26 protein-coding genes are annotated in these 23,982 nt (G+C 63.4%); 13 read left to right on the forward strand and 13 right to left on the reverse strand.

What is annotated here, in order from left to right; all coding sequences use genetic code 11:
* Positions 1 to 3 precede the first annotated feature (3 nt).
* Entirely contained in the window at positions 4 to 537 is a 534-nt protein-coding gene (locus HHL26_RS05450; RefSeq protein WP_066562000.1) for a peroxiredoxin, read from the reverse strand.
* A 14-nt stretch (positions 538 to 551) separates the two neighbouring features.
* Positions 552 to 932, reverse strand: a complete 381-nt coding sequence (locus HHL26_RS05455) for a VOC family protein (RefSeq protein WP_066560257.1) — start codon at positions 930 to 932, stop codon at positions 552 to 554.
* Positions 933 to 968: 36 nt separating this feature from the next.
* On the opposite strand from HHL26_RS05455, the gene HHL26_RS05460 reads away from it, so the two are divergent.
* The 4 genes from HHL26_RS05460 (at position 969) to HHL26_RS05475 (ending at position 4,017) form a co-directional block, all read left to right on the forward strand.
* Positions 969 to 1,511, forward strand: a complete 543-nt coding sequence (locus HHL26_RS05460) for a hypothetical protein (protein WP_066560255.1) — start codon at positions 969 to 971, stop codon at positions 1,509 to 1,511.
* A 40-nt stretch (positions 1,512 to 1,551) separates the two neighbouring features.
* Positions 1,552 to 2,622 carry a DNA replication/repair protein RecF gene (gene recF / locus HHL26_RS05465; RefSeq protein WP_066560250.1) on the forward strand — a complete coding sequence of 357 codons (1,071 nt, stop codon included), beginning with the start codon at positions 1,552 to 1,554 and terminating at the stop codon, positions 2,620 to 2,622.
* A 109-nt stretch (positions 2,623 to 2,731) separates the two neighbouring features.
* Complete coding sequence (locus HHL26_RS05470; protein WP_066560247.1) at positions 2,732 to 3,262, forward strand: CHAP domain-containing protein; 531 nt, start codon at positions 2,732 to 2,734, stop codon at positions 3,260 to 3,262.
* 83 nt (positions 3,263 to 3,345) lie between these two features.
* On the forward strand, positions 3,346 to 4,017 hold the full coding sequence (locus HHL26_RS05475) for a CHAP domain-containing protein (protein WP_066560246.1): 672 nt from the start codon (positions 3,346 to 3,348) through the stop codon (positions 4,015 to 4,017).
* Between the two features lie 178 nt (positions 4,018 to 4,195).
* Here the strand turns inward: HHL26_RS05475 and HHL26_RS05480 are convergent, their stop codons facing one another.
* From HHL26_RS05480 to HHL26_RS05510, 7 genes are all read right to left on the reverse strand, one after another.
* Complete coding sequence (locus HHL26_RS05480) at positions 4,196 to 4,471, reverse strand: DUF3297 family protein (RefSeq protein ID WP_066560244.1); 276 nt, start codon at positions 4,469 to 4,471, stop codon at positions 4,196 to 4,198.
* A 33-nt stretch (positions 4,472 to 4,504) separates the two neighbouring features.
* Positions 4,505 to 5,362 (reverse strand): serine protease, encoded by an 858-nt coding sequence (locus tag HHL26_RS05485; RefSeq protein WP_066560236.1) that lies wholly within the window; start codon positions 5,360 to 5,362, stop codon positions 4,505 to 4,507.
* Positions 5,363 to 5,365: 3 nt separating this feature from the next.
* The gene (locus HHL26_RS05490) at positions 5,366 to 5,788 is read right to left on the reverse strand and encodes a DUF350 domain-containing protein (protein WP_066560233.1); all 423 of its coding nucleotides are present in this window, start codon (positions 5,786 to 5,788) and stop codon (positions 5,366 to 5,368) included.
* A 76-nt stretch (positions 5,789 to 5,864) separates the two neighbouring features.
* Positions 5,865 to 6,197, reverse strand: coding sequence for a hypothetical protein (locus HHL26_RS05495; RefSeq protein WP_066560231.1), 333 nt, complete (start codon positions 6,195 to 6,197; stop codon positions 5,865 to 5,867).
* Between the two features lie 109 nt (positions 6,198 to 6,306).
* Positions 6,307 to 7,548 carry a cyclopropane-fatty-acyl-phospholipid synthase family protein gene (locus HHL26_RS05500; RefSeq protein ID WP_066560229.1) on the reverse strand — a complete coding sequence of 414 codons (1,242 nt, stop codon included), beginning with the start codon at positions 7,546 to 7,548 and terminating at the stop codon, positions 6,307 to 6,309.
* Between the two features lie 31 nt (positions 7,549 to 7,579).
* Positions 7,580 to 8,332 (reverse strand): molybdopterin-binding protein, encoded by a 753-nt coding sequence (locus HHL26_RS05505; RefSeq protein WP_066560227.1) that lies wholly within the window; start codon positions 8,330 to 8,332, stop codon positions 7,580 to 7,582.
* Positions 8,329 to 9,045 (reverse strand): cytochrome b/b6 domain-containing protein, encoded by a 717-nt coding sequence (locus HHL26_RS05510; protein WP_066560225.1) that lies wholly within the window; start codon positions 9,043 to 9,045, stop codon positions 8,329 to 8,331. The genes HHL26_RS05505 and HHL26_RS05510 overlap by 4 nt, the downstream gene beginning before the upstream one ends.
* 292 nt (positions 9,046 to 9,337) lie before the next feature.
* Here HHL26_RS05510 and HHL26_RS05515 point away from each other — a divergent pair, with 292 nt between their 5' ends.
* The gene (locus tag HHL26_RS05515) at positions 9,338 to 9,844 is read left to right on the forward strand and encodes a porin family protein (protein ID WP_066561998.1); all 507 of its coding nucleotides are present in this window, start codon (positions 9,338 to 9,340) and stop codon (positions 9,842 to 9,844) included.
* 308 nt (positions 9,845 to 10,152) lie between these two features.
* Positions 10,153 to 10,665 carry a porin family protein gene (locus tag HHL26_RS05520; RefSeq protein ID WP_066560223.1) on the forward strand — a complete coding sequence of 171 codons (513 nt, stop codon included), beginning with the start codon at positions 10,153 to 10,155 and terminating at the stop codon, positions 10,663 to 10,665.
* A gap of 53 nt (positions 10,666 to 10,718) precedes the next feature.
* Here HHL26_RS05520 and HHL26_RS05525 read toward each other — a convergent pair whose 3' ends face one another.
* The 3 genes from HHL26_RS05525 to HHL26_RS05535 all read right to left on the reverse strand — a co-directional run bounded on the left by HHL26_RS05525 (position 10,719) and on the right by HHL26_RS05535 (position 13,039).
* Positions 10,719 to 11,144, reverse strand: a complete 426-nt coding sequence (locus tag HHL26_RS05525) for a hypothetical protein (protein ID WP_066560220.1) — start codon at positions 11,142 to 11,144, stop codon at positions 10,719 to 10,721.
* A gap of 108 nt (positions 11,145 to 11,252) precedes the next feature.
* Positions 11,253 to 12,512, reverse strand: coding sequence for a 23S rRNA (adenine(2503)-C(2))-methyltransferase RlmN (gene rlmN, locus HHL26_RS05530; protein ID WP_169575958.1), 1,260 nt, complete (start codon positions 12,510 to 12,512; stop codon positions 11,253 to 11,255).
* Between the two features lie 47 nt (positions 12,513 to 12,559).
* Entirely contained in the window at positions 12,560 to 13,039 is a 480-nt protein-coding gene (locus HHL26_RS05535) for a hypothetical protein (protein WP_066560219.1), read from the reverse strand.
* A 169-nt stretch (positions 13,040 to 13,208) separates the two neighbouring features.
* Between HHL26_RS05535 and dnaN the strand changes: the two genes are divergently transcribed.
* The 7 genes from dnaN to HHL26_RS05570 all read left to right on the forward strand — a co-directional run bounded on the left by dnaN (position 13,209) and on the right by HHL26_RS05570 (position 23,339).
* A complete protein-coding gene (dnaN, locus tag HHL26_RS05540; RefSeq protein ID WP_066561992.1) occupies positions 13,209 to 14,321 on the forward strand; it encodes a DNA polymerase III subunit beta in 1,113 nt (370 codons plus the stop codon).
* 176 nt (positions 14,322 to 14,497) lie between these two features.
* The gene (locus tag HHL26_RS05545; protein ID WP_066560218.1) at positions 14,498 to 17,107 is read left to right on the forward strand and encodes an EAL domain-containing protein; all 2,610 of its coding nucleotides are present in this window, start codon (positions 14,498 to 14,500) and stop codon (positions 17,105 to 17,107) included.
* A 193-nt stretch (positions 17,108 to 17,300) separates the two neighbouring features.
* The gene (gene purH / locus HHL26_RS05550) at positions 17,301 to 18,890 is read left to right on the forward strand and encodes a bifunctional phosphoribosylaminoimidazolecarboxamide formyltransferase/IMP cyclohydrolase (protein WP_066560216.1); all 1,590 of its coding nucleotides are present in this window, start codon (positions 17,301 to 17,303) and stop codon (positions 18,888 to 18,890) included.
* A 186-nt stretch (positions 18,891 to 19,076) separates the two neighbouring features.
* A complete protein-coding gene (locus HHL26_RS05555; RefSeq protein ID WP_066560213.1) occupies positions 19,077 to 19,418 on the forward strand; it encodes a UrcA family protein in 342 nt (113 codons plus the stop codon).
* A gap of 141 nt (positions 19,419 to 19,559) precedes the next feature.
* On the forward strand, positions 19,560 to 21,086 hold the full coding sequence (locus HHL26_RS05560; RefSeq protein ID WP_066560211.1) for an NAD(P)/FAD-dependent oxidoreductase: 1,527 nt from the start codon (positions 19,560 to 19,562) through the stop codon (positions 21,084 to 21,086).
* A gap of 5 nt (positions 21,087 to 21,091) precedes the next feature.
* Positions 21,092 to 21,511, forward strand: a complete 420-nt coding sequence (locus tag HHL26_RS05565; protein ID WP_066560210.1) for a GtrA family protein — start codon at positions 21,092 to 21,094, stop codon at positions 21,509 to 21,511.
* Positions 21,489 to 23,339: a hypothetical protein gene (locus HHL26_RS05570; protein WP_066560209.1), complete on the forward strand. Its 1,851-nt coding sequence runs from the start codon at positions 21,489 to 21,491 to the stop codon at positions 23,337 to 23,339. Before HHL26_RS05565 ends, HHL26_RS05570 begins: the two co-directional genes overlap by 23 nt.
* Here HHL26_RS05570 and msrB read toward each other — a convergent pair.
* Complete coding sequence (msrB, locus tag HHL26_RS05575; protein ID WP_087574481.1) at positions 23,297 to 23,773, reverse strand: peptide-methionine (R)-S-oxide reductase MsrB; 477 nt, start codon at positions 23,771 to 23,773, stop codon at positions 23,297 to 23,299. The genes HHL26_RS05570 and msrB overlap by 43 nt on opposite strands.
* Between the last annotated feature and the right edge of the window lie 209 nt (positions 23,774 to 23,982).

Raw genomic sequence — 23,982 nt, forward strand, 5'->3', positions numbered from 1 at the left:
TTCTTATTTCTGCTTCATCGCCTCTACGGCGGCCAGCGTGCTCTTCACATGGCCGGCATAGTTCATCTCGCTATGGACGAAGGCGATGCGGCCGGTGGGCGCGATGACATAGGAGGTGCGGTCGGTCATGCCCGGTCGCATCTTCAACGCCACGTCATAGCCCGACACGATGTTCGGCCCGGCCGACGCCACCGCGAACTTGCCCGCGCATTCCTTGGTGGAGAAGGCGACCAGATCGTCCACCGGATCGGCCGACATGCCGATCACCGTCGCGCCCGCCTTCTTGAAATCCTCGATATGCTCCGCGAACTCCCGCGCCTCGGCGGAGCAGCCCGGCGTGAACGCCTTGGGGAAGAAATAAAGCACCACAGGCCCGCGCTTCAACTGGTGCGACAGCGTCAGGGTGAAGGTCTTGCCCGCCAGCGCGCCGCGGGTGGTGAAGTCGGGCGCCTTGGCCCCTACGGCCAGCGCCGCCACGGCTCCCTGAGCACCCACCGCCACAGCGGCAAGAGCAAGGGCGATCTTCACGCTTTTCATCATCGGCTTCTTCTTCATAGCGGCGGCTCCCACAATTCGATGGCATTGCCTTCGGGATCATGGATGCGGGCGAAGCGGCCCACCTCCGGATGATCCCATTCGGCCCTGGTGATGACTGCAACGTTCGCGGCGCGCAAGTCCGCCAGCATCCCGTCCAGATCGGACACGCGGAAATTGATCATGAACGCCTTGTCGGCGGCGAAATAGTCGCTGTCGGCGGGGAAGGGGGCGAAGACCATCGGTCCGCCCTGCGCCGTCCACGTGTGGATGTTGGGCGCGACCTGCGGATCGGCCGAACAGCCCGCGCCTACGCCCAGATGCGCGCGATACCAGCCGGCAAGCGCCTCCGGATCGCGGGCGCGAAAGAAAAATCCACCCATTCCCAGCACGGCCATGGCATATCTCCCTTGTCGAGCAGGAGTATAGCAGGAATGAATCGAGAGTGCGCGATGGCCGGAACCCATTGGCGAAAGGGCGGTTTCTCTCCCATGCGCGTGATGATTCTCCTGCCGTTGATCGTCCTTGCGGCCTGTGGCGACAAGCAAAGCGACCAGTCCGGCATCGCCACCAACATCGTGGACGAGGCGATGAACAACGTCCGCGAAGTGCCGCAGGGCGAGAACGGCATCCAGACCGTCGAACCGGCGCCGGACATTTCGCCCCCGTCGGGGCCGGTTGGCGCGACCATCCCCGCCAGCATTCAGGGGCGCTGGGCCGGTCTTGACGAAAGTTGCGCCGACCGCGCGACCGAGATGGAACTGACGATCACGCCCACCAGCCTTGTCTTTCTGGAAAGCGAAGGCAAGGCGACCGGCGTGTCACACGGCCCGGATGGCCGAATCCGCATCGATGCGGCCTTTACCGGAGAAGGGCAGAGCTGGAACAGGAAGCTGGAGCTGCGTCCTTCGGCGGGTGGTCGCGAATTGACGGTGATCGATGACGGCAGGGCGGTGACGCGCAAGCGGTGTAGCTGAACCGCTTCCCCATTGCCGCCGGTGTCGCTAGAGCGAGCCGATGATCGGCCGTCTTACCTTGAGCGATTTCCGCAACCATGCGGATGCGCTGATCATGCCCGATCACAGCTTCATCGTGCTGACCGGCGACAATGGCGCGGGCAAGACCAATATATTGGAAGCCGTGTCGATGCTGGCCCCCGGCCGCGGTTTGCGCGGCGCGGCCCTGCGCGACATGGTGCGGCAGGACGGGGGAGGCGGCTTCGGCATAGCGGCGGAAGTGGACGGCGTGATGCTGGGAACCGGCGTGCTCGCCTCCGCTCCCGACCGGCGGCAGGTGCGGATCGGCGGCATCTCCTCCTCCGCCAATGCGCTGGCGGATCATCTCTCCATCGTCTGGCTCACGCCCGCCATGGACCGGCTGTTCATGGATAGTCCCGGCGGGCGGCGGCGCTTTCTCGACCGGCTGACGCTGGCGCTCCATCCCGGCCATGCCGCGCACAGCGCCCGTTATGAAGCGGCGATGCGGGCCCGCAACCGGCTGCTGAACGATCTGTCCGCTGCCGACCCTTCCTGGTTGAGCGCGCTCGAAGCGCAGATGGACGAGCATGGCATGGCCCTTGCCGCCGCCCGCGCCGATCTGGTTTCGCGCCTCGGCGCGGTATTGGAGGATCGGCCCGACCATCCCTTCGCCCGCCCGCTGCTGGCGATCGAAGGGGAGGAGGATGGCGATGAACCCTTGGCAATTCGCCTTGCTCGCGAACGCCGCCGCGATGCCGCCGCCGGGCGCACCTTGTCCGGTCCGCACCGGCAGGATCTGGCCGTGACCCACGCTGCGAAGGGGCAGGCCGCCGCGCTTTGTTCGACCGGCGAGCAAAAGGCGCTGCTGCTCTCGATCCTGCTCGGCCATGCCGCGCTGGTCACGGCCCATCGCGGCCAGCCGCCGGTGCTGCTGCTCGACGAAGTGGCGGCGCATCTCGACCCGTCGCGACGAGCTGCGCTGTTCGACCGGCTGCGCGAAACCGGCGGTCAGGTCTGGATGACCGGAACGGAAGACAGTCTTTTCAACGATTTGCCTGTCGCGAGCCGGTTTTGCGTAACGGCGGGGCGGGTCTTTCGTTCCGCAGGTTGACGCACCGCAACAACGACTCGTCGCTGGCTGCTTTTCAACTCGTCCGGCGTCTGCCCTAAGAACCTCCACGGGGCTAAGTCGTTAAAAACAAGTCGGGGGTCGCATTTCTATGATCGGTGGTTTTCGCGCTTTTGTCGCAGCGGCAACGCTCGCGCTCTGCGCCCTGATCACGACCCCGGCCGCTGCGGGCACGCTCCAGTGCGCGCCTTTCGCCCGTCAGGTTTCCGGTATCGAACTGTACGGCAACGCCAACACCTGGTGGGGCCAGGCCGAGGGCCGCTATGATCGTGGCCATGAGCCGCGCGTCGGCGCCGTCCTCGCCTTCGCCGCCAGCCGTTCCATGCCGGTCGGCCATGTCGCCATGGTCAGCAAGGTGATCAGCGATCGCGAAGTGCTGCTGACCCACGCCAACTGGTCCTATCGCGGCGGTATCGAGCGCAATGTCCGCGCTGTCGACGTGTCGCCCAATAATGACTGGACCGATGTGCGTGTCTGGTACGGCCCGACCGGCGATCTGGGCCTGCGTCCCAACCCCGCCAAGGGCTTCATCTACGCGCATAAGGCGAGCGACGTCCCCGTGCAGATCGCCATGGCCGATCGCGCAACTACCGGCAGCGACTCTGCCCGTGGTGCTTTCTGACATTTTAACCAGTTCCTAAGGGCTGTCGCCTAGTCTGATCGGCGGTGGGGCGATGCTGGGACTGGGGTCGCATGAAATTGGGAATGATGCGCTGGGCGGCCTTGCTGCTGGCCAGTCTGACGACGACGCCTGTGCTGGGCGCGACGGTGCTGCAATGCGTGCCCTATGCGCGCATCGTGTCCGGCGTGCAGATTTATGGCGACGCGTTGACCTGGTGGGATCAGGCGGAAAATCACTATAGGCGCGGCCATATGCCCCGCAAGGGCGCGGTGCTGGCCTTTCGTCCCATGGGGCCGATGGTGCTGGGCCATGTCGCCGTGGTCAGCAGGGTGCTGGACGACCGGCGCGTGCTGATCCGGCATGCCAACTGGTCCGTGCCCGGCGCGATCGAGGAAGATGTGCTGGCGATCGACGTGTCTGAGGAGGGCGACTGGAGTGAGGTGCGCGTCTGGCACAGCCCGACCAACCAGATGGGTGCGCGCAGCAATCCGACCTTCGGTTTCATCTATCCCGACAAGCCGCAATTGCGCGAGTTCCGGCCTGATCCGGCGCTGGGCGACAGCCTGCGCTTCGCCAGCATGACGATCGCCAAGGACGATCCGGCGCAGGATGCCGCTCCGTCGCGTAAATCTCTTGCCAGCCAGCCGCGCCTGGCGCTGGACCTGCACGCTATCCGCTATGCCGATGCGACGCCCTCGGCCCGTTCGCTGCGCGATATCATCGCGGACGTGAAGCGCGACGCGGCGTTGCGGTGAGGTGTGACGAATCTCTTGAAATCAACCTGTTCCTGCGAAGGCAGGAATCCAGTTCAAAATGTTGCGATTCCAGGAAAGGGTAGGACTGGGTTCCTGCCTTCGCAGGAACACGGCTTAAAAAAAAGGCGCTGCCTCACCCAGGAGGCAGCGCTCTTCTTTGTTCACCTCAGACGAAAACTTATTCCGCCTTGTCTGCCGCTTCCTCAGCGCCCTCGGCAGGGTTCTCGAACCACGCCTCCACCGGCCCGGACAGTTTGATCGTCAGCGGCTGGCCGTGACGGTCGCGGGTCTTGCCCGCCGCGACGCGAATCCAGCCTTCGGAAATGCTATATTCCTCGACATCGTTGCGCACACGGTCCTTGAACTTGATGCCGATGCCGCGCTGGAGCACGTCGATGTCGAAAAAGGGGCTTTTCGGGTTGGTGGAAAGGCGGTCGGGGGGCGTATCGCTCATGATGGTCCAAATCCTGTCAATCTGGCGCGCGACCTAGCCCTTTGGCCGCCCCGCCGTCAACTGTCCCGGTCCATCGTCGACATCGCAGAAGATGCGCCGGATCACCCCCTGCGCCAGCCAGGATTCGAAGCGCGCCTGCGCATCGGCCAGGTCCAGAAAGGGATAGGCGACGGGCCGGTCGCCCACCGCCCGGCTGGCGACGACCAGCCGCATCATCGCATCGGGCGCGGTGGTCAATATGCGTCCACGCCGGTCGGTGGCGGCGCTGTTGACGCCGACGACATGGCCGTCCTCGGCAAAGACCGGCCCGCCGCTGATGCCCGACAGCGTGCCGTCGCCCATCGGAATGCGTCCATGTTCGGCCCAGGCAAGCACGGGCTGCGTCTCCTCCCCGGTGCCGCGCCGGGCGCGGGCGGCGCCGATCAGCTCGGATATGACCAGCGTCGGCTGTCCGCCCGGAAAGCCCATATGATAGCCGACCGATCCCGGCGGCGGCATCCGGTCCGACAGCGGCAGGGCATGGTCGCTCGCCACGCCGCCGCGCACCAGCGCTGCGTCCGCTTCCCGGCTTTCGACCAGCCGCGATACGGGCCGGGCAAAGCCGCCCTGCTCTATGCCGACGCGGGTGCAGCCATGGGTGACATGCTCGGCCGTCAGCCAGGCGCCGCCGCGATCGACGGCAAAGGTCGTCCCCATGCTGTCGGCGGGCGCTTCGGCCCGTTCCTCGATCACGAAGCTTTCGTCGCTCCACTGCGGCATGGGGCGGCGGGGCGAGCGGGGGTCGAACGCCTCGACATGGAGAGGCGTCGGCTTGGTGACCTCGCTGATCCACAGCAGCGCGAGGATGATGCCGAGCATGCCGGGCAGACAGCCTAGGCGCCGCCCTGCCACGGCTCAGCTCGCGACCGCGCCGGCGGTGAGGCAGGCGATCGCGACCTTCATCATGGCCAGGAAGATGGCGGCGGATCGCTCGTCCGCCTCGATCCGGGTCGATAGCGAGCCCAGCAGGAAATCGACGACCCGAAAGGCGATGAGTTGCAAGATCAGCGTCACGCTGCCCCAGATCATGATATCCCAGACATTGACCGATCCGGCGAGGCAGAAGCCCAGCGGCACGGCGAGTCCGAGTGCCGCTCCGCCGAGCGAAATCCCCGCCGCCTGATTGCCGGCACGGATCAGCGCGAATTCGTCATGCGGGGTGATCCACATATAGAGCGCCAGCGCCGCCAGCCAGGCCAGCGTGGCGGAGGCCAGGTGCAGCAGGAAAATGGGCAGGCCCGATAGCAGGCTCTGAATGACGGGCATCGGATCGGTCATGGCGTCAAGATGACGCAAGCCGCTCCCCGACGCAATAAATCCTCCCCATCGCAAGACGGGGAGGATTTTATCGATCTCAGTTGCAGACCCGCACCTTCACGCGCCGGTCGCGATAGTGATTATAGCGCCACTCGGTCCAGCAGCGCTGGCGATAATGGCCGCGCCAGTAACGCCGGTCGCCCCGCCAATGACGGCGGTCATCATCCCGCCAATCGCGCCGACCATCCCAGCGCCGGTCATCCCAACGCCGATCATCCCAACGCCGGTCGTCATAGCGATCGCCGCGATAACCGTCCCGATAGCCATAATCATAGCCGCCATAATATTGCGCCTGTGCAGGGGCTGCGCTCACACCCATGGCGGTGATCGCCAAGCCCAGGGCCGCCGCGCCCTTCCACAAGATATTCATGTCCGTCTCTCCTCAACATGCACACCCGTCGCCGGGGTCATGAAGGAAAGATGCACCGGCCTGACTGAACCGTCCGGGAACGGCGCCGTCAGCCAATATTCATGGTCAATCAGCGGCCTCTAAGAGCGCTTTCCGCCTCCAGCATATAATCGCGTGTAATGGGCAGGCTGCGGCGGTCGCGGACATATTGGACCTGATAATTCACCATGCCGCCATGCTCGAAAACGGTGGCCGCGCCTGCCAGATAGAAGGTCCAGAGGCGAAAGAAACGCTCGTCATAGAGCGCGACGATGTCCGCCTTGTGCGCCAGCGTCCGCTTGTACCATTCGCGGATGGTAAGGCCGTAGTGGATGCGCAGCACCTCCACATCCGTGACCATCAGCCGCGTGCCCTCGCTGCCCTGAATCATCTCCGACAGGGCGGGGATATAGCCGCCGGGGAAGATATATTTCTGGGTGAAGGCGTCGGTGATGCCCGGCCCGTCGACCCGCCCGATGGTGTGGATCAGCATCACCCCGTCCGGCGTCAGCAGTTCGCGGCATTTATTATAGAAAGTGCGGTAATCCTTGGTCCCGACATGTTCGAACATGCCGACCGACACGATCCGGTCGAACGGCCCATCCATGTCGCGATAGTCGATCAGTTCGAAGCGCACATGGTCGGCCACGCCCGCATCCTGCGCCCGTTGCCGCGCGATCTTGAGCTGCTCTTCCGACAAGGTGATGCCGGTCACGTCCACCCCGCAGGTGCGATGCAGATAAAGCGCCATGCCGCCCCAGCCGCAGCCTATATCCAGCACCTTCATGCCCGGCTTCAAATGCAGCTTGGCGGCGATATGCGCCTTCTTGTCCTCCTGCGCCTGTTCCAGGCTGATGCCCGTCTCATTGCCGGCATCGGGGAAATAGGCGCAGCTATATTGCCGGTCGCGGTCGAGGAAGAGGGCATAGAGCGCGCCCGACAGATCATAATGATGGGCGACATTGGCCTTGGACCGCGCCCGGTGGTTGGCGGCCCACAGCTTGCGCCGGATCGTCTTGAAACCACGCTTGACCGAACCGAGATCGCTGATCGACTTGCCGGTTTCCCAGGCATTGTTCATGCGGATGAGCGAGATCAGTTCCATGATCCCGCCGCCCTCGATCGACACGCGCCCGTCGATGAAGGCTTCGGCCATGCCCAGCCGCGGATCCTTGATGATGTCGAAGGGCACCCGCGCATCGTGGAATTTCAGCGCCAGCGACGGAAAGCCCGGTTCGGGCGACCCGACCGTGATCTTTCTGCCGTCATGATAGTAGATGCTGAGCTGGCCCCGCGTGACCAGCCGCTTGATGACGCGATCGAACAATTTCATGGGGCTACCCTGTCAGGTCGTTCCGCCCGCGTCAAATGCCGGCATACCAATCATAGCCGGCATGGTCTTCCCAGAAGCCGCCCTTGCCCCTGCCGATGCCGTCCAACGACGCAACCGCCTCAATCTGCATCAAATATTTCGCCTGCTTGTAGCCCAATTGCCGTTCCACCCGCAGCCTGAGCGGCGCGCCATTGGCGACGCGCAAAGGCTGGTCGTTGAGCGCGAAAGCGAGGATGGTCTGCGGGTGGAAGGCGTCCATCAGATCGATGCTTTCATAATAGCCGCGCCCGCCGCCCATATCGTCGGCGCAGTGAAAGACGATGTAGCGCGCGCCTTCCCGTAGTCGTGCCGCTTCAAGGATCGGCTTCAACGGCACGCCGCGCCATTTGCCGATGGCGCTCCATCCCTCGACACAGTCATGCCGCGTGATCTGCTCGCGATGGGGAAGGGCATGGAGGTCAGCTAGCGACAGGGATAGGGGCCGCGCGACCAGCCCGCCGACCCGCAATCGCCAGTCGGCAAAGCCGCTGCGCCATAGCGCCCTATATTCGGGCGTATTGGGGTTGGCGGTGCCGTTGGGCCGGAAGAAGGGGGAGATCTGGTCCGGGCGAAATTCATGGGCCAGCGCGTCGCGGGCCATCAGACTGCGCTGCGCCCATTTATGGAAATTCTCGGCAGAAAACAACGCTTCCCGTACCGTCTCGTTGCTTGCCAGCCGGTCGCAGCCCGCCAGCGTCGCGGCGGCGCCCAGGACCAACGCCCGGCGGCTCAGGATCAGGCTCATCGCCGCGCCTCCGGCAGCCGGTAGCGCCCGCTGATCATCGACCGAATCTCGTTTAGCGGCCCCGCCAGCAGCACCATCAACATATGCACCAGGAAGAAGGCCGCCAGGGCGAAGGCGGCGATGAAGTGGATCGATCGCGCCGACTGCCTTCCGCCGAACAGTTCGACCAGCCAGGGCCAGGCCGCGTTCATGCCGGGCGACATGGTGAGCCCCGTCAGGATGATGAGCGGCAGCGCGACGAAGATCACGCCGATATAGCTTGCCTTCTGCAACACATTGTAGCGCAGCGCCGCTTCCCCCGTAGGAAAGCGCAGCCGGGCATGATCCCTGATGTCCTGCCAGACATGGCGGGGCGCCAGTTCCCCGCGCCGGAAGGCGAGGTCGCGCGCCAGATGCCGCCCGAACAGGCTCCAGAGCATGTAGAAGAGCAGCGCAAAGGCGAAGATCGGCGCGGCGGTCAGGTGCCAGTGCCGCGACATCGCCAGATTATAATGAGCGGGCAGGGTGATCCAGCCGCCGAAGCGCTCCAGCGTCAGCCAGGGGTGGTCGAAATTCGCGCCATATTGCCCCCAATAGAGCCGGGGATGCGCGTTGAAGATGCCCAACCCGCTGGTGAACAGCACATAGAGCAGCGCCGCGTTCAGCCAATGCCACAGACGCGTCGGCAAGCTGTGGCGCAGCACCAGTTTCGGATCGGACAAGGCGCTATCCATAGGCGACTGTTACCCTTTTGCACCAGCGGCGTCAAAAAGGATGGCGATGCTGCGCGCATGAATTCTTTTTCATGATTCCGTTCATGTGGGAGCCAGATTCCGGGTCCATAAGCGCCGCTGCCGGGACCAAGTAACGCTTCCGGATTTTGAAGTTCGCATGGATGGATTCCATCATATTTCAAGAGGGATAAGATCGAAAATATTTTACAGATCAGTCCTTTTTAAAAACTGATTGAAGCCATAGATAATCCCTGCCCGGTTCAGGGTATCAGATAAGCCAATGAGGAATATCATGAAGACTGCGATTCTCGCAGCTATTGCTGCTGTCACTGTTTCTGTTCCCGCTTTTGCTCAGGATACTGCACCTTTTACTGGTCCTCGGGCTGGCATTACCTTGGGCTATGACAAGGTCCAGGGCAGCGACGGTTTCAGCTATGGCGTGTCGACCGGCTATGACCTGGCCGTCACCCCGCGCATCACTTTTGGTCCGGAAGTGTCCCTGAGCGAGTCCACCGCTGAGTTCGGCGGCGTCGATGCCAGCCGCGATCTCGCCGCTTCGGTGCGCCTCGGCTATGTCGTGACCCCGCAGGTGCTGGCGTTCGGCAAGGTCGGCTATGCCAACAGCCGCTTCGAAATCCCCGGCGATCACCAGACGCTGGAAGGCGTGCGCTATGGCGGCGGCCTGGAATATTCGGTGACGCCGCGCACCTATATTTCGGCTGAATATCAGCGCACCGAATATGAAGATAATTTCGGTGGCCGTGACGCTGGCGTGGTCGGCGTCGGTTTCCGTTTCTGACCTAATGTCCATTATGGACGAAAAGGGGCGGTTCCGTCGGGGCCGCCCTATTTTCATGCAAAGTCAGACTGTTGCGAAAAAGCATCACACATTTGTAAAGTTCATATCCAACTTGCAACAATGACGATCACGTTACATATGCGCGCCGTCAGCGACACACATCGCTGCGTGCAGGACGGGAGGATAAGCCGAATAAAAATCGGTGTTCCAAATGGCGATGAAATAATCAAGTGCAACGCCATCCCGTAAAAAGAACAAAACGCCTGTCCAGTTCATGGACTGTGCGTTTCTCGTAATATGAGGATTTTATGAAGACTGTGATTTTCGCAGCCCTTGCTGCTGCCGCTGTTTCTGCTCCCGCTTTCGCTCAGGATGCTGCGCCCTTCACCGGTCCGCGCGCTGGCGTGACGCTGGGCTATGACAAGCTGGGCGGCGAAGACGGCTTCGCTTACGGCGTGTCGACCGGCTATGATCTGGCCGTCGCTCCGCGCATCACCTTCGGCCCGGAAGTGTCGCTCAATGACACCACCGTCGGCGCCGGCGGCACGGAAATCAGCCGTGACCTCGCCGCTTCGGTCCGTCTCGGCTATGTCGTGACCCCGCGCATCCTGGCGTTCGGCAAGGTCGGCTATGCCAACACCCGCATCGAAGTATCGAACAGCAACGCTGGCGGTTCGTTCGAAGGCGTGCGTTACGGTGGCGGCGCGGAATTCGCGGTGACCGGCAACACCTACATCTCGGCTGAATATCAGCGCAGCGAGTATGAAGATGGCATCGGCGGCCGTGACGCTGGCGTCGTCGGCATCGGCTTCCGTTTCTAATCCCTCTCGGATAGAACAGGGGAAGGGCGGTCCCAGCCGGGGCCGCCCTTTTTCTATGCCCAGGGCAGGGGCTTGAGGTCCGGCTCCACCCACGTCCGCCGCGCCTCCACCGACATCAGCCGCTCGCGCGACCAATAGGCAAACAGCCAGTCCTTGTCGGCCATGGGCGAGTTCATCAGCGCCGCAAAGGCCTCGCCCGGCGTCACGCCTTCCAGCAAGCCCGCCAGGATCGCTCGCGCCGCGCTCAGCGACGCCTGCGTGATCGTCTCATGATAGCCCGACATGTCGTTGTTCACGCCGCCCACGCTCTCATTATAGGCCGCGATCATCCCCGGCATGTCGCGCTCAGGCATGACATCCGGCCGCCGCAGTATCAGCCATAAGGCCGTCGAGAAATGGGCCATATGGGTCCACTCCTCCTTGGGCAGCGTCCGCGCACAAAAGCCCGTCGCGATCCGTTCAATCTCTTCGTCCGTCATAATTCCATCCTTCTCATGCCGCCCGGACGAAACTCACAAGAAAAACCCCGCCGTTCCGGGCGGGGTTTCCGTCTCGCGCCATGAGAGGCGCGGATCATCAGCCCCGCTCTATCCGAGCGCGGCTTGCTTCTCCGCGGCGAGCCGATCCAGCTCGGCCCGGCTCTTCTTCTCCGAAGCGGATTTGAGCTGCCCGCAGGCGGCCATGATGTCCCGCCCGCGCGGCGTGCGCACCGGCGCGCTGATTCCGCCTTCGAACACGATGCTGCTGAAAGCGCGAATCCGCTCGGGCGTCGAGCATTCATAGTCCGTGCCCGGCCAGGGATTGAACGGGATCAGATTGACCTTGGCGGGCAGCTTATACTGGCGGAGCAGCCGGACCAGCTCACGCGCATCGTCATCGCTGTCATTCTTGTCCTTGATCATCACATATTCGAAGGTGATGCGCCGCGCATTGTTCGCGTTCGGATAGTCGGCGCAGGCCTGCAACAACTGCTCGATGCCATATTTCTTGTTGAGCGGCACCAGCTCGTCGCGCACATCCTTGGTCACGGCATGGAGCGATACGGCCAGGTTCACGCCGATCTCCTCGCCTGCCCGCGCCATCATCGGCACCACGCCGGAGGTGGAGAGGGTAATCCGCCGCTTCGAAAGCGCTAGCCCATCGCCATCCATCACGACCTTCAGCGCGTCGCGCACATGGTCGAAATTATAGAGCGGCTCGCCCATGCCCATCATCACGATGTTGGTCAGCATCCGTCCGTCCGGCGAATATTGCGACGCGTCGTCCGCCTCATCGTCATTGGCCGAGGCCATGCTCCCCTTGGGCCATTCGCCCAGCGCATCGCGGGCCAGCATGACCTGACCCACGATCTCGCCCGGCGTCAGGTTCCGGACCAGCCGCATCGTGCCGGTATGGCAGAAACGGCAGTTGAGCGTACACCCCACCTGGCTGGAAACGCAGAGCGTCCCCCGGTCCGCGTCCGGGATGAACACCATCTCATAATCCTGCCCATCGTCCGACCGCAGCAGCCATTTGCGCGTGCCGTCGCTCGATACCTGCGCCTCGACCACCTGCGGACGGCCGACGACGAAGCGCTCCGCCATCCAGCCGCGCATCGGCTTGGCGAGGTCGGTCATCGCGTCGAAATCCGTTTCACCGCGATGATAGAGCCAGTGGAAAAGCTGCTTGGAGCGCAGCTTCGCCTGCTTCTGATCGAGCCCGGCTTCTTCCAGCGCGCCCTTCATCTGGGGGCGCGACAGCCCCGTCAGGTCGACGCGCCCATCCTCGCGAGGTGTCACCGCACGAGGTACGGGCACAGGATCGATAAGGCCGGGAATCGGCATCAAGGGGTTGGCGGCTGTCTGCATGGCCGCGCCCATAGCCGATTTTCGCGCATTTTTAAAGCGGCGCGTTTCTAGCGCAACCGCGCGCACCCCAGCGCTGCCGCATCGATCGCCGTAGCCGCCCCGCGCAGCGCATAGGTGTCGGCAAAACCCCGCCCACGCGCATCCCGCGTCTGCACGCTCATGCTCGTCGCGGAGCGCATCGCCGCGATGATCGCCGCGTCTGCCCGCGCATCGGGCGCCCAGGCGTCGACTTGCCCCGCCACCAGCGTAAAACGCCGGTCGCCTACATTCAAAATCACCGCAGCCTCATCTGCCCGCATCCGGCTCAAGCGAAAATGCACCTGACCGCGCACGCGCTGGCGCGGCCAGCTCCCGACCGCGGCAAAGCCCTCCGACTTCGCCGTCACCGGCATGGCTATGGCATAGCAGCGCGGGCTGGCCGTATCGCGGAACGCGCCCCAGGCATCGAAAACGCCCAATGAATCGCGCGCCTCAGCCGTCACGCCAAGCATCAACAGGGGAAGGGCGAGGGCGGCCAAGCGTTTCACATCCCCCGCAAAGCCTATGCTGTTCCCTTTTGCAACCCCGGTCGAAACGAAAGGCGCACCGAACGCTTGCCCAAGCCGCAACAGCGGCTATGAAGGATCATCCATCATTGTCGCCCGGATTCGACTGAGTTCGGGCTTTGCGCAGAAAAGAAACGGACAGAACAGGGACATGAAGGCCACCATCGAACGCGCAACGCTGCTCAAGAGCCTCAGCCACGTCCAGTCGGTGGTCGAGCGGCGCAACACGATTCCGATCCTGTCCAACGTGCTGATCGAAGCATCGGCGGATGGCGCGATCAAGCTGATGGCGACCGACCTCGACCTCCAGATCGTCGAAAGCGTTTCGGCGCAGGTGGAACAGCCTGGCGCGACCACCATTTCCGCCCACACCTTGTTCGACATCGCCCGCAAGCTGCCCGAAGGGTCGCAGGTGTCGCTCCAGGCGGCCGAGGGCAAGATGCTGATCCAGGCGGGCCGCGCCCGCTTCAACCTGTCGACCCTGCCGCGCGACGATTTCCCGGTGATCGCGGAAGGCGACCTGCCGACCAGCTTCGAACTGCCGGCCGAGACGCTGAAGCAGATCATCGACAAGACGCGCTTCGCCATCTCGACCGAAGAGACGCGCTATTACCTCAACGGCATTTATTTCCATGTTTCGGATGACGGCCAGCCGGTGCTGAAGGCCGCCGCCACCGACGGCCATCGCCTCGCCCGCGTCACCGTGCCGCGTCCCGATGGCGCCGACGGCATGCCGGGCATCATCATACCCCGCAAGTGCATCGGTGAACTCCGCAAGCTGCTCGACGAGGTCGAAGGCTCGGTCCAGATTTCGCTGTCCGCCAGCAAGATCCGCTTTGGCCTTGGTAGCGCGATCCTGACCAGCAAGCTGATCGACGGCACCTTCCCCGATTACAGTCGCGTCATTCCGACCGCCAACGACAAGCTGCTCAAGATCGACCCGCGCAGCTTCGAGGAAGGCGTGGACCGCGTCGCCACCATCGCCACCGAAAAGACCCGTGCGGTCAAGATGACGCTGGACCGCGACAAGATCACGCTCTCCGTCACCAGCCCTGAAAACGGCACGGCGGCGGAAGAAGTTCCTGGCGCCTTCCAGGGCGAGGGTTTCGACATCGGCTTCAACGCTCGCTATCTGCTCGACATATTGGGCCAGATCGACAGCGATCTGGTCGAGCTGCATTTGGCCGACGCCGCCGCGCCGACGCTGATCCGCGAGGACGACCGCAGCCCGGCGCTTTACGTGCTGATGCCGATGCGCGTCTGAGGGTTTGGCTGCGATCGGGCATTGATAACATGGTCATCCCAGCGTTCGCTGGGATGACGGATTTGCGAGAGCCCCTCTCCACCTTCCCACCCGCCTTCGGTTGACCTTGCTCTGAAGGATCGGTCTGCCGCCAAGCGGGTAAGTTTCTTTCAATCTCTTCCCGTTACGCAGGAAATATGACTTCCTTGCGGACGAATCTGGCGGAACTGCAATCGCGGCGAACCGACCTCGTCGCGGCCCTCGGCTTGGCCGAGAGCGGGGCGTCGGTCGACGCTTCGTGGATTTCCGGCACCTTCGTCCATATCGCCCGGCTCTGGCCGCTGGTCCTGCTGGGCAAACTGTGCATCACCGCCCTGCTGCATGTCCCCTTTTACGAAGCGGACAATATCGGCCATGCCGTCGCCCTGTCCGCCATGCTGCTGGTGGATGGCGTCGCGATCGTGGCCCCCCGCGGCGCGCGCTTTCAGCGCCTGCGGCCGCATCACCAGAAATGGCTGATGCTGCCCATGGTGCTGCTCTCGGGCCTGAGCTTCAGCCTGATGCTGGGGCCATCGCTGATCGTGGGCGCGCTATCCCGCAACCTGGCGGCGGAAATGGCGGTCGCGCTGATGGCGGTGTCGATCTTCGGTGACCGGCGCTTGCTGGGGGTCAGCTATTTTTGCGGCCTGCTGATCGCCTCCGTCCTGCATCGGGGGGATTTCGCGCAGATCGGCCTGTTGATCAGTTGCATCGCGGTGATGCTCATCGCCGCGCTGCGTCAGGCGAATGCCGACATGAATCGCGCCATCGCCTTCCATCAGCGCGACTTGCGCGCCCAGCGATCCGATCGGTTGCTGCACGAATATGAACAATCGGGCCGCGGCTGGTTCTGGGAAACCGATCGCCATGGCTGCATCGCCTATATTTCCGATACGCTGGTCCGCACGCTCGACCTAAGCAATGAGGCGCTGATCGGCCGTCCGATCACGGAGATCATCCGCCCCGGCGACCGGCAGGACGGCGATGGCGAGCGCACATTGGGTTTCCATCTGTCGGCGCGCACCGGCTTTGCCGAAATTCCGGTCCGTGCCGCCATGACGAAGGATGAACGCTGGTGGTCGATCTCCGGCCAGCCGGTGTTCAACGAATTCGGCCAGTTCCACGGCTTCCGGGGCAGCGGCACCGACCTCACCGAAATGCGCCGCAGCCAGGCGGAGGTGACGCGGCTCGCCCAATATGACTCGCTGACCGGGCTTGCCAACCGGGTGCAGATGATGCGCTCGCTGGAGCAGGCGGTCGCGGGCAAGAAGGGGCAACCCCGGGACTGCACGCTGATGATGCTGGACCTCGACCGGTTCAAGATCGTCAACGACACGCTCGGTCATCCGGCGGGCGACGCGCTGTTGCGCCAGGTGAGCGAGCGCATCCGGCGCGTGGTCGGGGACAAGGGGCTGGTCGGCCGTCAGGGCGGCGACGAATTCAAGATTCTGCTGCCTAGCCGGCCCGACAAGATCACGCTGGATCATCTGGCGCGGGCGATCATCACCGACGTGTCCCAACCCTATACGATAGGGAATACGGCGGTCGTCATCGGCGTGTCGATCGGCATTTCCTTCTGCCCGCAGGACGGCGTCACCGCAGAGGAATTGATCCGCAACGCCGATCTGGCGCTCTATGCGGCCAAGGGCGACGGGCGCGGCGTTTACCGCTTCTATTCGCCGGAAATGCACGCCGATGCGGAGGATCGCCGCCAGTTGGAGGAGGATCTGCGCAAGGCGCTGGTCGAAAACAGCCTGCATCTCGTCTACCAGCCTGTCGTCTGCTCCAGGACCGAGCAGATCACCGGCTATGAAGCGTTGTTGCGCTGGCAGCATCCGGTGCGCGGCGCGATTTCGCCCACCCTGTTCGTGCCGATCGCGGAGGAAAGCGGCCTGATCGGCCCGATCGGTGAATGGGTGCTTCGCACCGCCTGCCGGGATGCGGCGCAATGGACCGATGGCGTGCGGGTGGCGGTCAACGTCTCCCCGATCCAGTTCGCCAATCCGGGCCTGCCTTCGATCGTGATGAATGCACTCGCGGCCTCGGGCCTGGCGCCCCAGCGGCTGGAACTGGAGATCACCGAAAGCGTGTTCCTGAACGATGATGACGGCACGGATTCGATGTTTTCGCGGCTGAAGGGCATTGGCGTGCGCCTGGCGCTGGACGATTTCGGCACCGGCTATTCCTCGCTCGGCTATTTGAAGAAAGCGCCGTTCGACAAGATCAAGATCGACCAGAGTTTCGTGCGTGGCGCCGCGATCAAGGGCAGCCCCAACAGCGCGATCATCAAGGCGATCGTCAGCCTGGCCGAGGCGCTGGGCATGGACACCACGGCGGAAGGCGCGGAGACGCAGGACGAGCTCGCTTTGATCCGCAATCTGGGGTGCAGCCATATTCAGGGCTATGTCTATGGCCGCCCGGTGCCCGCGGCGGATGTACTGGTCCAGCAGCACCGCCATGGCGGTGCTGCGATGCTTCAGGGATTCCAATCGAGCCGGCCGGAACGCAAGACCATGTTGCGCACGGTCGCCGTGCATCATGACGGCCATGTCTATACCGGGCGTATCCGCAACATCTCCTCCACCGGCGCGCAGTTGGAGGGTTTGTGGGACGTGCCGGAAGGCACGCTGTTCGCGATCGATCTTGGCGACAACCAGACCGTCAACGCCATTGCCCGTTGGTCGAAGGAGGATCGGCTGGGGGTGGAGTTCACCCAGTCGATCAACCTGGCTGGCCTGCGCGCGGCGCCCCGGTCGCTGGCGTCTTAAGGACAGTGGAGGCGGATTACAGTGGAGACGAATTCTGGCCATTGCCTCGACCGTCGAACAAAAAACGGCCCATTTCCGTAGCTCTATCGAGCCGCCTGTCTCACCCAAATCCTACAAGCTTGCCGCAAGGTCCAAGCGGGATTAGAGGGCTGCGGCAAGCCTGAGCGGCACCCGAACAGCAGGAAGCACCTTCATGTCAGACGTCACCATCAAACGCGCCCTCCTTTCTGTGTCGGACAAGTCCGGCCTCATCGAACTGGGGCAGGCGCTGGGCAAGCATGGCGTCGAACTGGTGTCGACCGGCGGAACCGCCAAGGCGCTGCGCGACGCGGGCCTTGCCGTGAAGGATATTTCCGACCTCACCGGCTTCCCGGAAATGATGGACGGCCGCGTCAAGACGCTGCACCCCAAGGTCCATGGCGGCCTGCTCGCCGTGCGGGGCAATCCCGAGCATGTCGCTTCGATGGACGAGCATGCAATCGGGGCGATCGACCTCGTCGTCGTCAACCTCTATCCTTTCGCCGCCACCGTTGCAAAAGGGGCAGAGCGTGAGGAGATCATCGAGAATATCGACATTGGCGGCCCGTCCATGGTCCGTTCCGCCGCGAAGAATCATGAAAGCGTGGCGATCGTCACCGATCCCGCCGACTATGCCCGCCTGATCGCGGAAATGGAGGAGAAGGGCGGCGCGACCAGCTATGATTTCCGCCGCATGCTTGCGGCCAAGGCTTATGCCGCCACCGCCGCCTATGACTCGATGATCGCGAGCTGGTTCGCCTTTGCCGATCAGGGCGTGCAGTTCCCCGAAAGCCTCTCCATGTCGAGCAAGCTCGGCTCGACCCTGCGCTATGGCGAAAACCCGCATCAGTCGGCCGCGCTTTATCTGCCCGTCGGTCCTTCCGCGAACGGCATCGCCCAGGCGAAGCAGATCCAGGGCAAGGAACTGAGCTACAATAATTATAACGACGCCGACGCCGCGCTGGAGCTGGTGAGCGAATTTCGCGACGGCCCGCCAACCGTGGTCATCGTCAAGCACGCCAATCCCTGTGGCGTCGCCACCGGCGACACGCTGATCGAAGCCTATGAAGCCGCGCTCGCCTGCGACAGCGTGTCTGCCTTTGGCGGCATCATCGCCGTCAACCGCCCGCTCGACGGCCCGACCGCCGAGGCGATCAGCGGCATCTTCACCGAAGTCGTCGCCGCGCCTGACGCGGACGAGGACGCCAAGGCGATCTTTGCCAAGAAGAAGAATCTCCGCCTGCTGCTGACCGGTGAACTGCCCGATCCGGCGCGTACTGGCCTTCAGATCAAGAGCATCGCTGGCGGCCTTTTGGTGCAGGGCCGCGACAATGGCCGCATCACCCGCGACATGCTGAAAGTCGTCACTAGGCGCGCCCCGACCGAACAGGAACTCACCGACTGCCTGTTCGCCTGGACCGTTGCCAAGCATGTGAAGTCCAACGCCATCGTCTATGCCAAGGGCAACAGCACCGCCGGCATTGGCGCGGGTCAGATGAACCGCCTCGAATCCGCGCGCATCGCCGCCTGGAAGGCCAGGGACGCCGCCGAAAAGGCAGGCTGGAGCGAAGCCCACACCATCGGCTCTGCGGTCGCCTCCGATGCTTTCTTCCCCTTTGCCGACGGCCTGCTGACGGCGGTCGAGGCGGGCGCGACGGCAGTGATCCAGCCGGGCGGGTCCATCCGCGACGAGGAAGTGATCGCGGCAGCCGACGAAGCGGGTCTTGCCATGGTCTTCACCGGCATGCGCCACTTCCGCCATTGATCATGAAATGATGCGGATGCGAAAGGGCGCCTAATCCTTTCGCATCCGCAAAAATAACGGTTTTCAGCCACTTTTTGCCAAGTGGCCCCTTTTCATGTGCCTGCACGAAGCCTATCTGATTCGGGACCCTTCTCCCACGTCAGGCGTAGGGCGAACTCTATAAAAAAGTTCGACAGGAGATACAGGATGACCAGAAAGACGTTGGTGGCGTTGACCGCCGCGATAACCCTTGCCCTGCCCGCTGCAAACGCCTTCGCTGGCATCAATGACATGGATGTGGTGGTCGACGGCCGCACAGGGATGGAAACGCGCAGCATCACCGTGTCGATGGCCGATCTCAACCTCGCCAGCACCCATGGCGCGCGCATGGCCGATTCCCGGATCACCAAGGCCGCCAAGAAGGTGTGCGGCTGGATGAACGGATCGATCCTGCCAGCCACCCCGGACTATCGGGCTTGCTTCGGTGAAGCCCTGGACGGCGCCCGCACGGACCTCAACACGTTGATCCAGGCCCAGCGTCAGGGCTGATCCGCCTTTAGGAAAAGGGACGACGCCGACGGACATATATCCGTCGGCGTTGCCTTATCTTGCATTGTTACCGGCTATTAACTACTCCTTAGAAGATTTCCTTCACCTAATTTGGTCAAGGATTTCATCGGGGGGCCTTAGATGCCGCAGAACGACCACAATGTGGATGTCGCCATTATTGGCGCAGGTCCGGCCGGCCTTACTGCCGCTTATCTCTTAACCAAAAAGGGCTATTCGGTCCGGGTCATCGAAAAAGACCCCATCTATGTCGGCGGCATCAGCCGGACCGTCGAAATGAACGGCTTCCGGTTCGACATTGGCGGCCATCGCTTCTTTTCCAAGTCGAAGGAGGTCGTCGACCTCTGGAACGAGATTCTGCCCGACGATTTTATCCAGCGCCCCCGGATGAGCCGGATCTATTATGAGGGCAAATTCTACAGCTACCCGCTGCGCGCCTTCGAAGCGCTCGGCAATCTGGGCATCTGGCGCTCGACCCTCTGCATGGCGAGCTTCGCCAAGGCGAAGCTGTTCCCCAATCGCAATATCCGCTCCTTTCAGGACTGGACCGTCAACGCCTTCGGCCACAAGCTGTTCTCGATCTTCTTCAAGACCTATACGGAGAAGGTCTGGGGCATGCCTTGCGACGAGATGTCGGCGGACTGGGCGGCGCAGCGCATCAAGGGGCTGTCGCTCTGGGGTGCGGTCGTGGACGGCCTCAAGCGTTCGCTTGGCCTCAACAAGAAGCCCAATGACGGCATGGCGACCAAGACCCTGCTGGAAAGCTTCCGCTATCCGCGCCTTGGCCCCGGCATGATGTGGGAAGCGGCGCGCGACTTCGTGGTGGCAGGCGGCAATCAGGTGCTGATGGCCCATAGCCTGGACCAATTGTCGCAGGATCAGGCCAGCGGCCGCTGGCGCATGGTGGCGCAGGGACCGGATGGCGAAGTCGTCATCAATGCCGCCCATGTCATCAGTTCAGCGCCGATGCGCGAGCTGGCCGGTCGCATCCATCCGCTGCCCGCCACGCTGGGCCATGCGATGGAACTGAAATATCGCGACTTCCTGACCGTCGCGCTGATGGTGAAGGGCGAGGATATCTTCCCCGACAACTGGATCTACATCCACGACAGCAAGGTCAAGGTCGGCCGCATCCAGAATTTCCGGAGCTGGTCGCCCGAAATGGTGCCCGATCCTGACCTCGCCTGCGTGGGCCTGGAATATTTCTGCTTCGAGGGCGACGGCCTCTGGTCGTCGAGCGACGCCGATCTGATCGAGCTGGCGAAGAGGGAAATGGCGATCCTGGGCCTGTGTAATCCCGGCGACGTCGTCGGCGGCACGGTGGTGCGGCAGGAAAAGGCCTATCCGGTCTATGACGACAGCTATGCCGACAATGTGCTGGCCATGCGGACCGAATTGCAGCGGCTTTACCCCACGTTGCATCTGGTCGGCCGCAACGGCATGCATCGCTACAACAACCAGGATCATGCGATGATGACGGCGATGCTGACCGTCCGCAATATCGAGGCGGGCGAACAGCTTTACGACATCTGGGCAGTCAATGAAGACGCCGAATATCATGAGGCAGGCGAGGAAGGGCAGGACGCCGCCGGGGAGCGCGCAGCCCTGACAAGCGAACGGCTGGTGCCCAATCGATTGAAGGCGGCCTGATCCCCATGCCCCAATTGGTGCGCAGCCTGGCCGGACCGTTGAACGCCATCATCGGCCGCTTCACTTTCACGCGCTATCTTATGGCCAGCATCTGCGCTCTGTCGGGGGACTTCGCGCTGTTCATGATGCTGAACCATTTGGGCCTGCCGCCCGCCATCGCCGCCCTTGGCGGCTATTCGGGCGGGTTGGTCCTGCATTGGCTGATCAGCGTCCATTTCGTCTTCGAAATGCAGCAACCGGCCACCCATGCCCAACGCATCGCCTTCATCGCCAGCGCCCTGATCGGCATGGCGATCACCATGGCGTCGGTAGGCGGTTTGAGCAGCCTGGGCGTCGCCCCCGCGATAGCCAAGCTGATGGCGGTTCCGGTCAGCTTCCTGTCCGTCTATGCGATCCGGAAATATGGCATCTTTGCCCGCGCCTGATTCCATCTCCCTTCCTGCAAGACCCTCGATCGCCCGCTGGCAGATCGGGGCAGGGGTTTTGCTGGCATGGCTCCTATGCTGTGCCGTCATGCTCTGGCTGTTTCGCAGCGGCCTGACCACGCCTGAATTCCGCGATCCCGACGACGCCATGCGGTTGCAGCAGGTCCGCGACTGGCTGCACGGGCAGGGTTTCTGGGATGTCAGTCAGCACCGCGTCAATCCGCCAATGGGTGGGCCGATGCATTGGTCGCGCATCGTCGACATGCCGATTGCGGCGCTGATCCTTTTGCTGCGCCCGCTGCTGGGCGCCGTGCAGGCCGAAATCGCCGCCTGCGTGCTGGTGCCCTTGCTGTTGCTGGGCGGTCTGACGGGCACGCTGTTCCTGGCGGCCAAACGCGCCACCGATAGCGGCATCATCGCCTTGCTTGCGGTGGCCCTGCTCCTGACGACGCCGACCATATTGGTCCAGTTCACCCCGTTCCGGATCGACCATCATGGGTGGCAGATCTGGATGTCGGCCATCGCCTTGTGCGGAACGCTGGACAGGCATCGCCTCAGAGGCGGCGTCACGGCGGGACTGGCGCTGGCGATCTGGCTCCAGATTTCCAGCGAGGCCTTGCCCTATGCCGCGCTGTTCGCCGGCATCTTCGCCCTGCGGAGCTGGTTCGACCGGCGGGAGGTTGCGCGGATCGCCGCCTTTGCCGTCACGCTGGGCGGCAGCGCGCTGGCCCTGCTGCTGGTGCTGCGCGGTCCTCAAGCACCGCTGATCCGGCAATGCGACAGCCTATCGGCGGCCTATGTCTGGTCGCTACTGGCTTTCGCGCTGGCGACGCCTCTGGCCTTGCGCCTTTTCGGCACGAATACGGTCCAGCGCCGCTTCATGGCGACCGGGGCCGGGGGGATCGCCGCGACTGGCATGTTCCTGCTGAGCGGAGGATCATGCATTGCCGGCGACCCTTTCAAGGCGCTCGGCCCGGTCGCCTATCGCTTATGGTATCTGCAAGTGAAGGAAGGCCGCCCGGTCTGGGAGCAAGGCCCAATGATGGCCGGGATCATCCTTCTGCCGGCGGTGATGGGCCTCATCAGCACGATCGTCGCAGCCAGGGCCGCCAAGGAGCGGGAGGCGCGGGAACGCTGGATCGTCATCGCGCTGCTGCTCAGCGGGGCATTGGCGGTCGCGATCCTCGTGCTGCGCGCCATGTCGGTGGCGCATGTCCTGGCGCTGCCCGGCATCGCCTGGCTGCTGCTGGCGCTATTTCGCCATATCCAGACCTGGACGAACGCGGTGGCGAGAATATTGGTGACGGCGGGCGTCGCCATATTGTTCACCCCGGCGGGCCTGTGCGGCGCCTGGATATTGATTGCCAGCGGCGCAGCGTCAAAGCAGCAGCCCGAAACCGTCAATTGCCGGAATTCGGCCATGTTGGCGCCCCTGCGCGCCTTGCCGCGATCGGTCCTCTTCGCACCGCTCGATCTGGGCCCCGACATCCTCGTGCGGACCGGGCATAGCGTGATCGGCACGGCCCATCACCGCAATGCGGCCGGCATCACCGCGGTCATCGACGGTTTCACCGCTCCGCCCGAAAAGGCTCTGGCGATCATCATGCGCCTGAACGGCGGAAAGGGCGCCGATTATCTGCTGATCTGCAACGAGATGAACGAAATCAAGCATTATCGCGCGGACTTCCCGCACAGCCTGGCCGCGGCCTTGGCGCGCAACAAGCCCCCGCGCTGGTTGCGGCCGATCCCCACCAAGGGGCCGCTCCGCATCTACAAGGTCATCGCTCAGCCCGGCACGAAGGCCAGCGCGACGCCGTTCATGCAATAACGCTTGCCGGTGGGCTTGGGCCCGTCGTCGAAGACATGGCCCAGATGCCCGCCGCATTGGGCGCAATGCACCTCTGTTCGGGGGTAACCAAGTTCGAAATCGCGTGACGTGCCGACCGCGCGCGGCAGAGGTGCCCAGAAGCTGGGCCAGCCGGTGCCGCTATCGAACTTGGTCTTAGAACTGAACAGCCGCTGCCCACAACCGGCGCAGGTGAAGGTGCCCGAGCGATGCTCCTTGTTGAGCGGGCTGGTGAAGGGATATTCGGTCGAACGCTCGCGCAGCACCTGATAGGCGAGCGGGCTCAGCCGTTTGCGCCATTCCGCATCGCTGAGCGCGAAGGGATAGGCGGCGTCGGCCCTTCCCAGCCCCGTCTGCCAGAGGACGAGCATCGTGGCGGCACAACCGCCCATTCCCAGAAATCGCCGCCGATCCATGAACCGTGTCTTAGGCCGTAAACTCATGAATGTCGCGCTCGAGGCGCCAAAATGGCGAACATATCGGGCCGAAATGCGCGCGGCGAAGGTTGGACACCTTTGCAAGCGCATTTCGGTTCGAGATGGAAGCCATTTTGGCGTCCTGCGGATTTGACCAAAAAGGCCCATCCCGGCGTCGAGAGGGCTTGAAATATCGACATATTCCTGCG

The sequence above is a fragment of the Sphingobium sp. TB-6 genome (genome assembly GCF_012927365.1).
Classification (GTDB): Bacteria; Pseudomonadota; Alphaproteobacteria; order Sphingomonadales; family Sphingomonadaceae; genus Sphingobium.

Bases quoted from the DNA above. Each gene is read 5' to 3' on its own strand.
- HHL26_RS05510 (WP_066560225.1), bottom strand. From the start codon at position 9,045: ATGGATAGCGCCTTGTCCGATCCGAAACTGGTGCTGCGCCACAGCTTG.
- HHL26_RS05490 (WP_066560233.1), bottom strand. From the start codon at position 5,788: ATGACCGATCCGATGCCCGTCATTCAGAGCCTGCTATCGGGCCTGCCC.
- HHL26_RS05480 (WP_066560244.1), bottom strand. From the start codon at position 4,471: ATGAGCGATACGCCCCCCGACCGCCTTTCCACCAACCCGAAAAGCCCC.
- HHL26_RS05500 (WP_066560229.1), bottom strand. From the start codon at position 7,548: ATGAAATTGTTCGATCGCGTCATCAAGCGGCTGGTCACGCGGGGCCAG.
- purH (WP_066560216.1), top strand. From the start codon at position 17,301: ATGTCAGACGTCACCATCAAACGCGCCCTCCTTTCTGTGTCGGACAAG.
- dnaN (WP_066561992.1), top strand. From the start codon at position 13,209: ATGAAGGCCACCATCGAACGCGCAACGCTGCTCAAGAGCCTCAGCCAC.
- HHL26_RS05515 (WP_066561998.1), top strand. From the start codon at position 9,338: ATGAAGACTGCGATTCTCGCAGCTATTGCTGCTGTCACTGTTTCTGTT.
- HHL26_RS05545 (WP_066560218.1), top strand. From the start codon at position 14,498: ATGACTTCCTTGCGGACGAATCTGGCGGAACTGCAATCGCGGCGAACC.
- HHL26_RS05555 (WP_066560213.1), top strand. From the start codon at position 19,077: ATGACCAGAAAGACGTTGGTGGCGTTGACCGCCGCGATAACCCTTGCC.
- HHL26_RS05455 (WP_066560257.1), bottom strand. From the start codon at position 932: ATGGCCGTGCTGGGAATGGGTGGATTTTTCTTTCGCGCCCGCGATCCG.
- recF (WP_066560250.1), top strand. From the start codon at position 1,552: ATGATCGGCCGTCTTACCTTGAGCGATTTCCGCAACCATGCGGATGCG.
- HHL26_RS05570 (WP_066560209.1), top strand. From the start codon at position 21,489: ATGGCATCTTTGCCCGCGCCTGATTCCATCTCCCTTCCTGCAAGACCC.
- HHL26_RS05475 (WP_066560246.1), top strand. From the start codon at position 3,346: ATGATGCGCTGGGCGGCCTTGCTGCTGGCCAGTCTGACGACGACGCCT.
- HHL26_RS05450 (WP_066562000.1), bottom strand. From the start codon at position 537: ATGAAAAGCGTGAAGATCGCCCTTGCTCTTGCCGCTGTGGCGGTGGGT.
- HHL26_RS05470 (WP_066560247.1), top strand. From the start codon at position 2,732: ATGATCGGTGGTTTTCGCGCTTTTGTCGCAGCGGCAACGCTCGCGCTC.
- msrB (WP_087574481.1), bottom strand. From the start codon at position 23,773: ATGGATCGGCGGCGATTTCTGGGAATGGGCGGTTGTGCCGCCACGATG.
- HHL26_RS05460 (WP_066560255.1), top strand. From the start codon at position 969: ATGAATCGAGAGTGCGCGATGGCCGGAACCCATTGGCGAAAGGGCGGT.
- HHL26_RS05495 (WP_066560231.1), bottom strand. From the start codon at position 6,197: ATGAATATCTTGTGGAAGGGCGCGGCGGCCCTGGGCTTGGCGATCACC.
- HHL26_RS05525 (WP_066560220.1), bottom strand. From the start codon at position 11,144: ATGACGGACGAAGAGATTGAACGGATCGCGACGGGCTTTTGTGCGCGG.
- HHL26_RS05505 (WP_066560227.1), bottom strand. From the start codon at position 8,332: ATGAGCCTGATCCTGAGCCGCCGGGCGTTGGTCCTGGGCGCCGCCGCG.
- rlmN (WP_169575958.1), bottom strand. From the start codon at position 12,512: ATGCAGACAGCCGCCAACCCCTTGATGCCGATTCCCGGCCTTATCGAT.
- HHL26_RS05560 (WP_066560211.1), top strand. From the start codon at position 19,560: ATGCCGCAGAACGACCACAATGTGGATGTCGCCATTATTGGCGCAGGT.
- HHL26_RS05565 (WP_066560210.1), top strand. From the start codon at position 21,092: ATGCCCCAATTGGTGCGCAGCCTGGCCGGACCGTTGAACGCCATCATC.
- HHL26_RS05520 (WP_066560223.1), top strand. From the start codon at position 10,153: ATGAAGACTGTGATTTTCGCAGCCCTTGCTGCTGCCGCTGTTTCTGCT.